Source organism: Streptomyces sp. NPDC093586 (assembly GCF_044764905.1).
In the GTDB taxonomy this organism is placed as follows: Bacteria; Actinomycetota; Actinomycetes; order Streptomycetales; family Streptomycetaceae; genus Streptomyces.
Genome location: NZ_JBIWJA010000010.1, coordinates 15,432 through 28,342, shown reverse-complemented (window position 1 = coordinate 28,342; position 12,911 = coordinate 15,432). Strand labels below are relative to the sequence as shown.

Below are 12,911 nucleotides of genomic sequence, written 5' to 3'. Positions count from 1 at the left end.
TCCCGTACAGAGGTCGGAGAAAGGGGGAAGAAGGACTCACGCGGCACCCCGCGAAGAGACGTCGAACCGGTCGCGGAACAGGACGAGCAGCCCCGTCCCCAGCACGGCCACGGCCGCGGACACGCCCTGCCCGGCCGCGGTGAACGGCGCCAGCGGACCGCCCTCGGCGGCCTGCGCCGCGTCCGCGGCGAACAGCACCCCGCCCCACACCCCGGCGACCACGGAGGGCGCGACCACCGGTCCCAGCCGGGGCGTCAGCGCCAGCCCGGAGGCGGTGAGCGCGAGCGCGGGCAGCAGCCAGGCCAGCGCGCGCAGTCCGTAGCCCGGCAGGGCGAGCGTCGCGAGGCCGTTGACGCCGAGGCCGACGGCCAGGACGGCGACCGTACGGATCATCAGCAGCCGGAAGCCGTGCATCGGCGAGACGACCGCCATCTCGTACGTGGGGTCCAGCGCGGGCCCGTAGGCGAGCGCCACCCCGGCCAGCGGCAGCAGCGGAGCGAGGGCGAGGAAGACCGTGGGCCTGTCGGTGACGCCGGACGTGAAGGCGACGGCGAAGGTCATCACCAGCACGGCGACGACCGCGCCCAGCCAGGACCGGCGCAGCACGGGCGTGGCCGCGAGCAGCCGCGCGGTGTGGTCGGCGACCCCGCACCGCACCAGCAGGCCCTCGAACCACCCCGGCCGGGGCGCGTCCAGCTCGGCGTCGAGCCGCTCCCACCCCGCATCCAGGACGGCGGCGTCACTCACCTCGGCGAGGACGCCCCGGCACCGCGCGCAGGCGGTCAGATGGGCATCGGCGGACCAGAGGACGGGCGCGGCGAGCTCGCCGCGTGCGTAGGCCCGCAGGTCGTCCTCGTCCACGTGCCAGCCGTTGTCGCTTCTCATGCCAGCGCCTCCCGCAGCTGCCGGCGGGCCCGCATCGCCCGCGTCTTGACCGTGCCCGGCGGAATGCCGAGCAGGACGGCCGCCTCGCGGGTGGTCAGCCCGTCGATGACCGTGGCCTGGAGCACCGCGCGCAGCTCCGGCGAGAGCCGGACCAGCGCGCCGGCGAGATCCCCGTGCTCGACACCGGCGAGCACCCGCTCCTCGGCGGACGCCTCGTCCCGGTGCCGCAGGCGGGCCAGCGCCTGCCGCAGCCGCCCCCGGGCGCCGTCGCCGCGCAGCGCGTCGACCAGCCGCCGGGAGGCGATCCGCCACAACCAGCCGGCCACGTCCCCCTCCTGCCGGTAGCGCGCGCTGCCCCGCCACACCGCGAGGAACGTCTCCTGCACGACGTCGTCGACGACACCGGCGTCGGCGCAGCGGCCGCGCATCCGGGCGGTCAGCCAGGGGGCGTACCGCCGGTACAGCTCCTCGAAGGCCCGCCGGTCGGCGTCCGCCGCGACGGCCCGCAGCAGCTCGCCGTCGGTTCTCGTTTCGCTCACATCTCCTCATCGGTCGAGCGGCCCGGACCGGTTCACAGGATCACGGCGGATTTTCCGACGGCGGTCGGGACGCCACCCCCGCAGGGGGCACAGCGGCGGTCCACCACGGGCCCCGACGGACGGGGTGACGGCGGGTCAGTCGCGTACGGCGGGAAGGGGACGTGTCGGGGGGTGTCCGCCCGCAGCGGTTGGCGCGTCCGCGCCGGTACTTCTGCGGCCGACCGATTCCGCGCCGTTCCGAGGACGGACACCCCCCGGCGCGGCCCCGACCCACAGCCCACGCACCGCGCCACCCGCACCCCCACCCGCCCCGCACAGGCCGCCGCAGGCACCCACAGGCACCCCCACCACCCCGCGCAGGCCGCCGCAGGCACCCCGCACCCCATCACCCCGCACAAGCCGCCGCAGGCACCCCGCACCCCCACCCACCCCGCACAGGCCGCCGCAGGCACGACGCTCAACCGCCGGAAGCCCCCCGCTATCCCACACGTCATGTCCCCGTAACCAGCGATTCAGACAGCCTTGCGACCCTCACCGAATGAAACCGACCGCGCCCCCAGGAGCAGAGCATTCCGCGCCGTCCGACGCGCCTGTCCTGCGCGCGGCGCGGAAGAATGAGTTCATGAGGCAGCAGAACCCCCAGGCCGAGGTCCAGCACTCGCAGCCCTCCGTGGGCTCCATCACCGCGCACCGCCCGCACACCGTGGCCGCGACGGTCTCCGACCTGGAGCCCGACATCGACGCGGACCTCGACGGCTACGAGGAGTCACCGGAGTCCCAGGGCTCCGGTGCCGACCTCCCCCAGGGCCGCTTCCTGGACCGCGAACGCAGCTGGCTCGCGTTCAACGAACGCGTCCTCGAACTCGCCGAGGACCCGAACACCCCGCTCCTCGAGCGCGCCAACTTCCTCGCGATCTTCGCCAGCAACCTGGACGAGTTCTTCATGGTCCGCGTCGCCGGCCTCAAGCGCCGCATAGCGACCGGCGTGGCGACCCGCTCCGCCTCGGGCCTGCAGCCCCGCGAGGTGCTGGAGATGATCTGGGCCCGCTCCCGCGAGCTCATGGCCCGGCACGCCGCCTGCTTCCACGAGGACGTCGCCCCGGCCCTCGCCGAGGAGGGCATCCACCTGGTCCGCTGGAACGAGCTCGCGGAGAAGGAGCAGGCCCGCCTGTTCACCCTCTTCCGGCACCAGATCTTCCCGGTCCTCACCCCCCTCGCCGTCGACCCGGCGCACCCCTTCCCGTACATCTCGGGCCTCTCCCTCAACCTCGCGGTCGTCGTCCGCAACCCCGTCACGGGCCACCGCCACTTCGCCCGCGTCAAGGTCCCCCCGCTGCTCTCCCGCTTCCTCGAGGCCTCCCCCGGCCGCTACGTCCCCATCGAGGACGTCATCGCCGCCCACCTCGAAGAACTGTTCCCCGGCATGGAGGTCCTGGAGCACCACGCCTTCCGCCTCACCCGCAACGAGGACCTGGAGGTCGAGGAGGACGACGCCGAGAACCTCCTCCAGGCCCTCGAGAAGGAGCTGATGCGGCGCCGCTTCGGTCCGCCGGTCCGCCTGGAGGTGGAGGAGTCCGTCGACCGGGAGGTCCTGGACCTCCTCGTCCGCGAGCTGAAGATCGGCGAGGCGGAGGTCTACCCCCTCCCCGGCCCCCTGGACCTCACCGGCCTCTTCCGCATCCACAGCCTCGACCGACCGGAGCTGAAGTACCGGAAGTTCGTCGCCGGCACCCACCGCGACCTCGCGGAGGTCGAGTCGGCGTCGGCGCCGGACATCTTCGCCGCGCTGCGCAGCCGCGACGTCCTGCTCCACCACCCGTACGACTCGTTCTCCACCTCCGTGCAGGCCTTCCTGGAGCAGGCGGCGGCCGACCCGGACGTCCTCGCGATCAAGCAGACGCTGTACCGCACCTCGGGCGACTCCCCGATAGTCGACGCGCTCATCGACGCGGCCGAGTCCGGCAAGCAGGTCCTCGTCCTGGTGGAGATCAAGGCCCGCTTCGACGAGCACGCCAACATCAAGTGGGCCCGCAAGCTGGAGGAGGCCGGCTGCCACGTCGTCTACGGGCTGGTCGGCCTGAAGACCCACTGCAAGCTGTCCCTGGTCGTGCGCCAGGAGGGCGACACCCTCCGCCGGTACAGCCACGTCGGCACGGGCAACTACCACCCGAAGACGGCCCGCCTCTACGAGGACCTCGGCCTGCTCACCGCGGACCCGCAGGTCGGCGCGGACCTCTCGGACCTGTTCAACCGCCTCTCCGGCTACTCCCGCCGCGAGACCTACCGCCGTCTCCTCGTCGCGCCCAAGTCCCTGCGCGACGGCCTGGTCTCCCGTATCCACAAGGAGATCCAGCACCACCGCGCCGGCCGCCCCGCCCACATCCGCATCAAGGTCAACTCGATGGTCGACGAGGCCGTGATCGACGCGTGCTACCGCGCGTCCCAGGCGGGCGTCCCGGTCGACGTGTGGGTGCGCGGCATCTGCGCGCTGCGCCCGGGCGTGGCGGGCCTGTCTGAGAACATCCGGGTCCGCTCCGTCCTCGGCCGCTTCCTGGAGCACTCGCGGGTCTTCGCCTTCGGCAACGGCGGCGAGCCCGAGGTGTGGTTCGGCAGCGCCGACATGATGCACCGCAACCTCGACCGCCGCATCGAGGCACTCGTCCGGGTCACCGACCCGGCGCACCGGGCGGCCCTGAACCGGTTCCTCGACACCGGCATGTCCGACGGCACCGCCTCCTGGCACCTCGGACCGGACGGCGAGTGGACCCGGCACGCGACCGACGCGGACGGCCAGCCCCTGCGCAACGTCCAGGAGATGCTCATAGACGCCCGGAGGCGCCGGCGTGGCACAGCGACACCTTGACCCGACGAACTCCCCGGCCGCACCGGCCGGCCCGGCCGGACCGGTGCCGGTGGAAGCCCTCGCGGGCTATCTCCGCGCCCAGGCCACGGAGTTCCTCCGCGCCCTGCGCCTGCACCACGAGTCGGGCACGGGGGCAGGCGTGAACGGTTCGGCCGACGGGGGCGCCGGCAACGGCTCCGCGGGCCCCGTGGACGCGGCCCGCGCCCTGCGCCGCGCGGCCCGCCGCCTCAGCGGCACGCTGCACACCTACCAGCCGCTGCTCGACGCCGACTGGGCGGAGGGCATGCGCCCCGAACTGGCCTGGCTGTCCGGCACCCTGGCGATGGAGCACGCGTACGCCTCGCGCCTGGAGCGCCTGCTCCAGGCGCTGCACCGTCTGTCCGGTTCGTCGGCGCTCCCGGCCCACCGGCACCTGGCGGCGGCTTCCGTGTCCGCGGGCCCCGCGGCGTCGCCACCGGCCACGAGGACCACGACGGCCACGACGGCCACGGCGACCACGGCGGCCCCCGCATCTCCCGACCGCGGCAACCTCACCGTCGGCGCGGCGAAGGCGGGCGCCCTGCTCGACCGTCAGCTGACCCTGGCCCGCACCCGGGCCCACTCCACCGCCCTGCAGGCCCTGGGCAGCAGCCGTTTCCACGCGGTCGCCGACAAGGTCGCGTTACTGGCCAGCGAGGTGCCCCTGCGGGCGGGCGCCGACGCCGCGGCCGACCTCCGCACGCTGGCCGCGGCGGCGGAGGACCGCCTCGCCGACGCGGTGACCGCGCTGCCCCTGGTCACCGCGGGCCACCCGTACAACGCGGAGGCACTGGTCCACGGCCTGTCCCCGGACCCGGCACCCCACCCGCAGGACACCCCCTGGCACCAGGTGCGCCTGCTGCTGCGCCTGCACCGGTACGCCCGCGAGGTCCTGGCCGGCGAGGGCGGCCCGAGCGGTGAGGAGGCCCGCCTGCTCACCGCGGGCGAGGCCCTCGACCGCCACCGCGACGCGTCGGAGGCCGCCGCCGCCGCGGCCCAGGCCGCCCGCACGCCGCGCATCGCCCCGGCGACGGCGTACGCGCTCGGCGTGCTCCACGCCGACCAGCGCCACGAGGTGGAGGCGGCCCGGTACGCGTTCCAGCACGCCTGGCAGAACAGGACCGTCCGCCCGGCACCGGCACCGTGAGCCCCGCACCGGCACCGGTACCGGCACGGTGACCCGCGAAGGGACGGCGAGCCCCGCATGAGCACTCCCGAGGACCCCACCGTCCACGCCGCCGGCTGCGTCCTGTGGCGCCGCGCCCCGCGCACCGGCGAGCCGCGGCTCTGTCTGGTCCACCGGCCGAAGTACGACGACTGATCGCACCCCAGGGACAAGCTCGAACCCGGCGAGGACCCGCTCGCCGGGGCCCTGCGCGAGGTGGCGGAGGAGACGGGGTGCATCGCGGTGCCGGGGGCCGGACTGCGCACCGTGCGCTACCTGGCGGACGGCCGCCCCAAGGAGGTCCGGTACCGGGCGGCACGGGCCGTCTCGGGCGGCTTCACCCCGAACGACGAGGTCGACCGCGTCCTGTGGCTGCCGCCCGCCGCCGCCCGCGCCCGTCTCACCCACGCCCGGGACCGGGCGCTCGTCGACGCGCTGCCGGCCGCGCCGCGCCCGGACGGGGGCGCGGCGTACGACGGGTGACCCGGAAACCGCGCCGTGTCATCGACGTAAGCATTCCGTGACCTCACCGCACCGTCCACAGGGGTTCACCCCTCGTTCATTCACGGCCATCGGCGGCTTCACCTGTTCTGCCTAATTTCGGCCTTACCCGATACGGGGCGCCTCCCGAGAGCGCGTCCGTGTCAGCAGTCCTCGCACGCCGCCGGATTCAGGACGGCGGCTCCTGGAAGGAACTCCCTCAAGTGAAGCTTCAGCGCATGAACCGGCGGGCCCTCGCTCTCGGTGCTCTCGCCGTCTCCGGCGCCCTGGCCCTCACGGCGTGCGGCTCCGACGACACCGGCGGCGCCGGCAACGGCGGGAAGGCCGGTGCCTCCGCCGCCAACAGCAACATCAAGTGCGACGACGCGAAGGGCCAGCTCCAGGCCTCCGGTTCCTCGGCGCAGAAGAACGCGATCGACGCGTGGGTCAAGCAGTACACGTCGGCGTGCAAGAACGTGCAGCTCAACTACCGCCCCGACGGCTCGGGCGCCGGCATCACGGCGTTCACCCAGGGCCAGACCGCGTTCGCCGGTTCGGACTCGGCGCTGAAGCCCGAGGACGTCGAGGCGTCGAAGAAGGTCTGCTCCGGCGGCCAGGGCATCGACCTCCCGATGGTCGGCGGCCCGATCGCGATCGGCTACAACGTCCCCGGCGTCGACACGCTCGTCCTCGACGCCCCCACGCTCGCCAAGATCTTCGACAGCCAGATCACCAACTGGAACGACGAGGCGATCAAGAAGCTCAACCCCGGCGCCAAGCTCCCCGACCTGAAGATCCAGGCCTTCCACCGCTCCGACGAGTCCGGCAGCACGGACAACTTCACCAAGTACCTCAAGGCCGCCGCCCCGAACGACTGGAAGTACGAGCCGGCCAAGGCGTGGGCGGCCAAGGGCGGCCAGTCCGCTCCGCAGTCCTCCGGCGTCGCCCAGCAGGTGAAGGCGACCAGCGGCGCGATCTCCTACTTCGAGCTCTCCTTCGCCGAGGGCATCAAGACGGTCGACATCAAGACCGAGGCCGCCGAGCCGGTCAAGGCCACCGTCGAGAACGCCACCGCCGCCATCGGCGCCGCGAAGCTCGTCGGCACCGGCAAGGACCTCGCGCTGAAGCTGGACTACACGCCGAGCGCCGCCGGTGCCTACCCGATCGTCCTCGTCACGTACGAGATCGTCTGCGACAAGGGCAACAAGGCCGAGACCCTGCCCGCCACCAAGTCCTTCCTGAACTACATCGCCTCCGAGGACGGCCAGGGCCTCCTGAAGGAGGCGGGTTACGCCCCGATGCCCACCGAGATCATCACCAAGGTCCGCGAGACCATCTCGGGCCTGAGCTGACACGGGTGCGGTCCGGTCGCCGAGGGCGGCCGGACCGCACCGTCCGGTGCACCGCCGCCAGGGGCCCCGCCACGCGGGCGGCCCCGCCCGGGCCGCCGCACAGGCGGCTCCGCAGACCGGAGAACCCGATGGACACCACCACACAGAAGCCGACAGCTCCCCCCGCACCCCAGCCGCCCCGCGGCGACACCGAACGCGCGACGCGCGGTGTCACCCGCCCCGGTGACCGGATCTTCCTCGGGCTGTCCCGCGGATCCGGCATCCTCGTGCTGGTCCTCATGGCCGCCATCGCGGCCTTCCTCGCCTACCGCGCCACGGTCGCCATCGGCGACGACGAGGCCAACTTCTTCACCGCCTTCGAGTGGAACCCCAGCGGCGTCCCCCCGCGGTTCGGCATCGCCGTCCTGGTCTTCGGCACGGTCGTCTCGTCGATCATCGCCATGGCCCTCGCCGTCCCGGTCGCCGTCGGCATCGCCCTGTTCATCACGCACTACGCGCCGCGCCGCCTCGGCGGGACCATCGCGTACGTGATCGACCTGCTCGCCGCCGTGCCCTCCATCGTCTACGGCCTGTGGGGCGCCCTCGTCCTCGTGCCGCACCTGGGCGGCCTGTACGGCTGGCTCGACGACTACCTGGGCTGGACCGGCGTCCTGTCCTGGAGCGGCGGCGCCCCGCGCTCGCTGCTCACCGTCGGCATCCTGCTCGCCATCATGATCCTGCCGATCATCACCAACGTCAGCCGCGAGGTCTTCCGGCAGGTCCCGCGCATGCACGAGGAGGCCGCGCTGGCCCTCGGCGCCACGCGCTGGGAGGTCATCCGGATGTCGGTGCTGCCCTTCGGCCGCTCCGGCGTCGTCTCCGCCTCGATGCTCGGCCTCGGCCGCGCGCTCGGCGAGACGATGGCCGTGGCCATGGTGCTCTCCCCGACGTTCGACATCAACGCCAGCCTGCTCGACCCGGGCGGCGGCACCTTCGCGCAGAACATCGCCGGCAAGTTCAACGAGGCCACCCCGATGGGCCGGGACGCGCTGATCGCGTCCGGTCTGGTGCTCTTCGTCATCACGCTGCTGGTCAACGGCGCGGCGCGCCTGATCATCGCCCGCCGCAAGGAGTACTCGGGGGCCAACGCATGAGCCACGCAACCCTCTCCGACGAGCGCCCGGGCGGCTCGCTGCGCGGCGCCACCCTGCCGAAGTGGTTCCCGTGGGCGGTCGCCGCGGGCTCGGTCGCCCTGGGCCTCGGCATCAGCGCCGCGGCCGGTCTGCACAGCGACGTCCAGTGGGCCCTGATCGCCGCGGTCCTGTTCGTCCTCGGCTCCTACGGCATCTCGGCCCGGGTCGAGGGCCGCCGGCAGGCCAAGGACCGGGTGGCGACCAGCATGGTGTGGGTCGCCTTCCTCCTGGCCGTCATCCCGCTGGCCTCCCTCGCCTGGGAGACCGTGAAGCAGGGCGTGAAGGTCCTCGACGGCTACTTCCTCACCCACTCCATGGGCGTCGTCGCCGACACCGAGCCCGGCGGCGGCATCTACCACGCCCTCCTCGGCACCCTGGAGCAGGTCGGCATCGCCACCCTGATCTCCGTGCCGATCGGTGTGCTCACCGCCGTCTACCTGGTCGAGTACGGACGCGGCAGGCTCGCGAAGGCCGTCACCTTCTTCGTCGACGTCATGACGGGCATCCCGTCGATCGTCGCCGGCCTGTTCGTCCTCAGCCTGTGGATCGTGATCCTCGACATGGGCCCCTCCGGCTTCGCCGGTTCGCTCGCCCTGTGCATCCTGATGATCCCGGTGGTCGTCCGCTCCACCGAGGAGATGCTCAAGCTCGTGCCCAACGAGCTGCGCGAGGCCTCGCTGGCCCTGGGCGTGCCGAAGTGGCGCACCATCCTCAAGGTGGTCGTGCCCACGTCCATCGGCGGCATCGCCACCGGCGTCATGCTGGCCATCGCCCGCATCACCGGCGAGACGGCCCCCGTGCTGCTGCTGATCTGGGGCACGAACTTCATCAACACCAACCCGTTCCAGGACCCGCAGGCATCGCTGCCGATGTACATCTACCTGCAGTACGGCGCCGGTTCCGACGCGGCGTACGACCGTGCCTGGGCGGCGGCCCTGACGCTCATCGCGTTCATCATGATCCTCAACCTGGTGGCCCGCGGCATAGCCCGCTGGAAGGCCCCGAAGACCGGTCGCTAAGGCCCCGGACCGAAAGAAGCAGTGATTCACATGGCCAAGCGCATCGATGTCAGCGGCCTCAACGCCTACTACGGCTCCTTCCTGGCCATCGAGGACATCTCGATGACCGTCGAACCCCGCTCGGTGACGGCCTTCATCGGCCCCTCCGGCTGCGGCAAGTCCACCTTCCTGCGCACGCTGAACCGCATGCACGAGGTCACGCCCGGCGGCCGGGTCGACGGCAAGGTCATGCTCGACGACGAGAACCTGTACGGCGCCGGCATCGACCCGGTGGCCGTGCGGCGCGAGGTCGGCATGGTCTTCCAGCGTCCGAACCCGTTCCCGACCATGTCGGTCTACGACAACGTGGCGGCGGGCCTGCGCCTGAACGGCAAGTACAAGAAGTCCCAGCTGGACGACATCGTCGAGAAGTCCCTCAAGGGCGCCAACCTCTGGAACGAGGTCAAGGACCGCCTGAACAAGCCGGGCTCCGGCCTCTCCGGCGGCCAGCAGCAGCGCCTGTGCATCGCCCGCGCGATCGCGGTGGAGCCGAACGTCCTCCTGATGGACGAGCCCTGCTCCGCCCTGGACCCGATCTCCACCCTCGCGATCGAGGACCTGATCGGCGAGCTGAAGGAGCGCTTCACGATCGTCATCGTGACGCACAACATGCAGCAGGCGGCGCGCGTCTCGGACCGCACGGCGTTCTTCAACCTGGCCGCGGTCGGCCAGCCCGGCCGGCTGATCGAGATCGACGAGACGGAGCGCATCTTCTCCAACCCGTCGGTCCAGGCCACGGAGGACTACATCTCCGGCCGCTTCGGCTAGGCCGGACCGATCCCCTCGCGGTGCTGCATGGCGGTGCCACCGCGAGGCGAAAAGGGCCCGCCCCCGAACCGGGGGCGGGCCCATTGCCTCTTCGTACGCCCGCGACCGCGGGCAGCCGTGCCGTCCCGCCCGGCACCAACGCCGGGCGCCGGGCGCCGCTACAGAACCGCCAGATCCACCAGCCAGTACGAGCACGCGGCCACCAGCGCAGCCGCCGGCATCGTGATGAACCACCCCAGGATGATGTTCTTCGCGACCCCCCACCGCACCGCGTTCACCCGCTTCGTGGCCCCCACACCCATGATCGCCGAGGTGATCACGTGCGTCGTCGAGATCGGCGCGTGGAACACGAACGCCGACCCGAACATGATCGACGCCCCCGTCGTCTCCGCGGCGAACCCCTGCGGCGGATCGAGCTCGATGATCTTCCGCCCCAGCGTCCGCATGATCCGCCAGCCGCCCGCGTACGTCCCGAGCGACAGCATCAGCGCGCAGGCGATCTTCACCCACACCGGGATCGGGTCGCCGTAGTCCTCGACGTCGGCGATGACCAGCGCCATCACCACGATGCCCATCGTCTTCTGCGCGTCCTGCAGACCGTGGCCCAGCGCCATGCCCGCCGCGGACACCGTCTGCGCGATACGGAAGCCGCGCTTCGCCTTGTGCGGGTTGGCCCGCCGGAACATCCACATGATCGCCGTCATGACGAGGTAGCCGACGACCAGACCGATCACCGGCGACACGAACATCGGGATGACGATCTTGTCGATCACTCCGTGCCAGTACACGGTCGTGCCGCCCGCCAGCGCCGCGCCGACCATGCCGCCGAACAGCGCGTGCGAGGACGACGAGGGCAGGCCGAAGTACCAGGTGATGAGGTTCCACACGATGGCGCCGATCAGCGCCGCGAAGAGGATTCCCATCCCCTTCGAGCCCTCGGGTGTCTCGATCAGCCCCTCGCTGACGGTCTTGGCGACCCCGGAGCCGAGGAAGGCGCCGGCGAGGTTCATCACGGCGGCCATCGCGAGCGCCGCCCGAGGCGTCAGCGCCCGCGTCGACACGGACGTCGCGATCGCGTTCGCCGAGTCGTGGAAACCGTTGGTGTACGTGAAGAAGAGCGCGACCCCGATGGTCACGATCAGAGCGAAGGTGTCCATGGAGGGGTCAGGACTCCTTGACGGCGATGGTCTCCACCGTGTTCGCCACGTGCTCGAACGCGTCCGCCGCCTCTTCCAGCACGTCCACGATCTGCTTCAGCTTGAGCACCTCCATGGCGTCGTACTTGCCGTTGAAGAGGTGGGCGAGCAGCTTGCGGTGGATCTGGTCGGCCTGGTTCTCCAGCCGGTTGACCTCGATCCAGTACTCGGTGAGGTTGTCCATGGTCCGCAGGTTCGGCATGGCCTCGGCGGTCAGCTCGGCGGCCCGCGCGAGCACCTCGATCTGCTGGTCGACGCCCTTGGGCAGCTCCTCGACGTTGTAGAGGACGACCAGGTCGACGGCCTCCTCCATGAAGTCCATGATGTCGTCGAGGGAGGACGCGAGGGAGTAGATGTCCTCGCGGTCGAACGGCGTGATGAACGAGGAGTTCAGCTGGTGGAAGATCGCGTGCGTGGCGTCGTCACCCGCGTGTTCGGCGGCCCGCATACGCTCTGCGATCTCGGCCCGGGCGGGTGCGTCCGCCCCGAGCAGTTCCATCAGGAGCTTGGAGCCCGTGACAATGTTGTCCGCGGACGCGGCGAACATGTCGTAGAAGCTCGTCTCCCTGGGGGTCAGACGAAAGCGCACGTGGGGTCCTCGGGGTGCATCGGTTTCGGTCAGGCTGATGCTAGGCGCATCATCCGGCCACGGCTAACGGGCCGTCCCCCAGTGTCGCCCATGAGGCAGAGTGATGAGCAGGGGGGCGACCCGGGGGCCGTGCTCCGCGCTGCGTGCAGGGATCCCCTACCCCGGAAAATTCGGTACCATATACCCGCCAGGGGTATATGTCGGCAATCTTCTCACCAGGAGGACGCGATGACGACCACCGAGGCCGGCGCAGGCGCGCCCTCCCCCGCCGTGGACACGGTGGAGACGGACGGGACGGACGTCGTCACGGACCACGACCGCGGCATCCACGGTTACCACCAGCAGAAGGACGAGCACCTCAAACGCCTGCGCCGCATCGAGGGCCAGATCCGCGGCCTGCAGCGCATGGTCGACGAGGACGTCTACTGCATCGACATACTCACCCAGGTCTCCGCCTCCACCAAGGCCCTGCAGTCCTTCGCCCTGCAGCTCCTCGAGGAGCACCTGCGCCACTGCGTCGCCGACGCGGCCGTCAAGGGCGGCTCGGAGATCGACGCGAAGGTGGAGGAGGCGACGAAGGCGATCGGCCGCCTGCTGCGCACCTGAGCCGGCGGACCCGTCGCGCCCGGCGCCCCGGCCTACCGGTCGGTGCCGGCGCCGCGCTCCTCGGCCACCCTCAGCACCTCGTCGATGCTCTCCAGGCTGAGCCGCTCCCGGGCGGCCGAGGCCGCGATGATCAGCTCCCCGCACAGCTCTATCTCGGCGAGCGCCACATGGTCCTGAACTGCCGTACCGCCGACCGGAGCCACGCGCGTCACCTCGTCTC

At 71.7% G+C, this 12,911-nt stretch carries 12 protein-coding genes and 1 pseudogene; 8 read left to right on the top strand and 5 right to left on the bottom strand.

What is annotated here, in order from left to right:
* Positions 1-36 precede the first annotated feature (36 nt).
* Together ACIRFH_RS13265 and ACIRFH_RS13260 are read right to left on the bottom strand one after the other, a co-directional pair.
* Positions 37-885, bottom strand: coding sequence for a zf-HC2 domain-containing protein (locus tag ACIRFH_RS13265; RefSeq protein WP_403519892.1), 849 nt, complete (start codon positions 883-885; stop codon positions 37-39).
* On the bottom strand, positions 882-1,424 hold the full coding sequence (locus ACIRFH_RS13260) for an RNA polymerase sigma factor (protein ID WP_403519890.1): 543 nt from the start codon (positions 1,422-1,424) through the stop codon (positions 882-884). The genes ACIRFH_RS13265 and ACIRFH_RS13260 overlap by 4 nt, the downstream gene beginning before the upstream one ends.
* Before the next feature lie 622 nt (positions 1,425-2,046).
* Here ACIRFH_RS13260 and ACIRFH_RS13255 point away from each other — a divergent pair.
* The 7 genes and pseudogenes from ACIRFH_RS13255 (at position 2,047) to pstB (ending at position 10,300) form a co-directional block, all read left to right on the top strand.
* Positions 2,047-4,287 carry an RNA degradosome polyphosphate kinase gene (locus ACIRFH_RS13255; protein WP_403519889.1) on the top strand — a complete coding sequence of 747 codons (2,241 nt, stop codon included), beginning with the start codon at positions 2,047-2,049 and terminating at the stop codon, positions 4,285-4,287.
* On the top strand, positions 4,268-5,452 hold the full coding sequence (locus tag ACIRFH_RS13250) for a CHAD domain-containing protein (protein ID WP_403519887.1): 1,185 nt from the start codon (positions 4,268-4,270) through the stop codon (positions 5,450-5,452). The genes ACIRFH_RS13255 and ACIRFH_RS13250 overlap by 20 nt, the downstream gene beginning before the upstream one ends.
* 57 nt (positions 5,453-5,509) lie before the next feature.
* Positions 5,510-5,953 (top strand): annotated as a pseudogene (locus ACIRFH_RS13245) (NUDIX hydrolase).
* 221 nt (positions 5,954-6,174) lie between these two features.
* Positions 6,175-7,302, top strand: a complete 1,128-nt coding sequence (gene pstS, locus ACIRFH_RS13240) for a phosphate ABC transporter substrate-binding protein PstS (RefSeq protein WP_403519885.1) — start codon at positions 6,175-6,177, stop codon at positions 7,300-7,302.
* Positions 7,303-7,430: 128 nt separating this feature from the next.
* Positions 7,431-8,435, top strand: a complete 1,005-nt coding sequence (gene pstC, locus ACIRFH_RS13235; protein WP_403519883.1) for a phosphate ABC transporter permease subunit PstC — start codon at positions 7,431-7,433, stop codon at positions 8,433-8,435.
* Positions 8,432-9,493 carry a phosphate ABC transporter permease PstA gene (gene pstA / locus ACIRFH_RS13230; RefSeq protein WP_403519881.1) on the top strand — a complete coding sequence of 354 codons (1,062 nt, stop codon included), beginning with the start codon at positions 8,432-8,434 and terminating at the stop codon, positions 9,491-9,493. Before pstC ends, pstA begins: the two co-directional genes overlap by 4 nt.
* A gap of 30 nt (positions 9,494-9,523) precedes the next feature.
* Entirely contained in the window at positions 9,524-10,300 is a 777-nt protein-coding gene (pstB, locus tag ACIRFH_RS13225; RefSeq protein ID WP_403519879.1) for a phosphate ABC transporter ATP-binding protein PstB, read from the top strand.
* A gap of 158 nt (positions 10,301-10,458) precedes the next feature.
* Here pstB and pitH read toward each other — a convergent pair whose 3' ends face one another.
* Both pitH and ACIRFH_RS13215 read right to left on the bottom strand, forming a co-directional pair.
* Complete coding sequence (pitH, locus tag ACIRFH_RS13220; RefSeq protein WP_403519877.1) at positions 10,459-11,457, bottom strand: low-affinity phosphate transporter PitH; 999 nt, start codon at positions 11,455-11,457, stop codon at positions 10,459-10,461.
* Positions 11,458-11,464: 7 nt separating this feature from the next.
* On the bottom strand, positions 11,465-12,085 hold the full coding sequence (locus tag ACIRFH_RS13215) for a DUF47 domain-containing protein (protein ID WP_077799272.1): 621 nt from the start codon (positions 12,083-12,085) through the stop codon (positions 11,465-11,467).
* A gap of 228 nt (positions 12,086-12,313) precedes the next feature.
* Here ACIRFH_RS13215 and ACIRFH_RS13210 point away from each other — a divergent pair, with 228 nt between their 5' ends.
* Complete coding sequence (locus tag ACIRFH_RS13210) at positions 12,314-12,691, top strand: metal-sensitive transcriptional regulator (protein WP_403519875.1); 378 nt, start codon at positions 12,314-12,316, stop codon at positions 12,689-12,691.
* A gap of 32 nt (positions 12,692-12,723) precedes the next feature.
* Here ACIRFH_RS13210 and ACIRFH_RS13205 read toward each other — a convergent pair whose 3' ends face one another.
* Positions 12,724-12,903 carry a hypothetical protein gene (locus tag ACIRFH_RS13205; RefSeq protein ID WP_403519873.1) on the bottom strand — a complete coding sequence of 60 codons (180 nt, stop codon included), beginning with the start codon at positions 12,901-12,903 and terminating at the stop codon, positions 12,724-12,726.
* Between the last annotated feature and the right edge of the window lie 8 nt (positions 12,904-12,911).

Bases quoted from the DNA above. Each gene is read 5' to 3' on its own strand.
- ACIRFH_RS13265 (WP_403519892.1), bottom strand. From the start codon at position 885: ATGAGAAGCGACAACGGCTGGCACGTGGACGAGGACGACCTGCGGGCC.
- ACIRFH_RS13255 (WP_403519889.1), top strand. From the start codon at position 2,047: ATGAGGCAGCAGAACCCCCAGGCCGAGGTCCAGCACTCGCAGCCCTCC.
- pstC (WP_403519883.1), top strand. From the start codon at position 7,431: ATGGACACCACCACACAGAAGCCGACAGCTCCCCCCGCACCCCAGCCG.
- pstA (WP_403519881.1), top strand. From the start codon at position 8,432: ATGAGCCACGCAACCCTCTCCGACGAGCGCCCGGGCGGCTCGCTGCGC.
- pstB (WP_403519879.1), top strand. From the start codon at position 9,524: ATGGCCAAGCGCATCGATGTCAGCGGCCTCAACGCCTACTACGGCTCC.
- pitH (WP_403519877.1), bottom strand. From the start codon at position 11,457: ATGGACACCTTCGCTCTGATCGTGACCATCGGGGTCGCGCTCTTCTTC.
- ACIRFH_RS13210 (WP_403519875.1), top strand. From the start codon at position 12,314: ATGACGACCACCGAGGCCGGCGCAGGCGCGCCCTCCCCCGCCGTGGAC.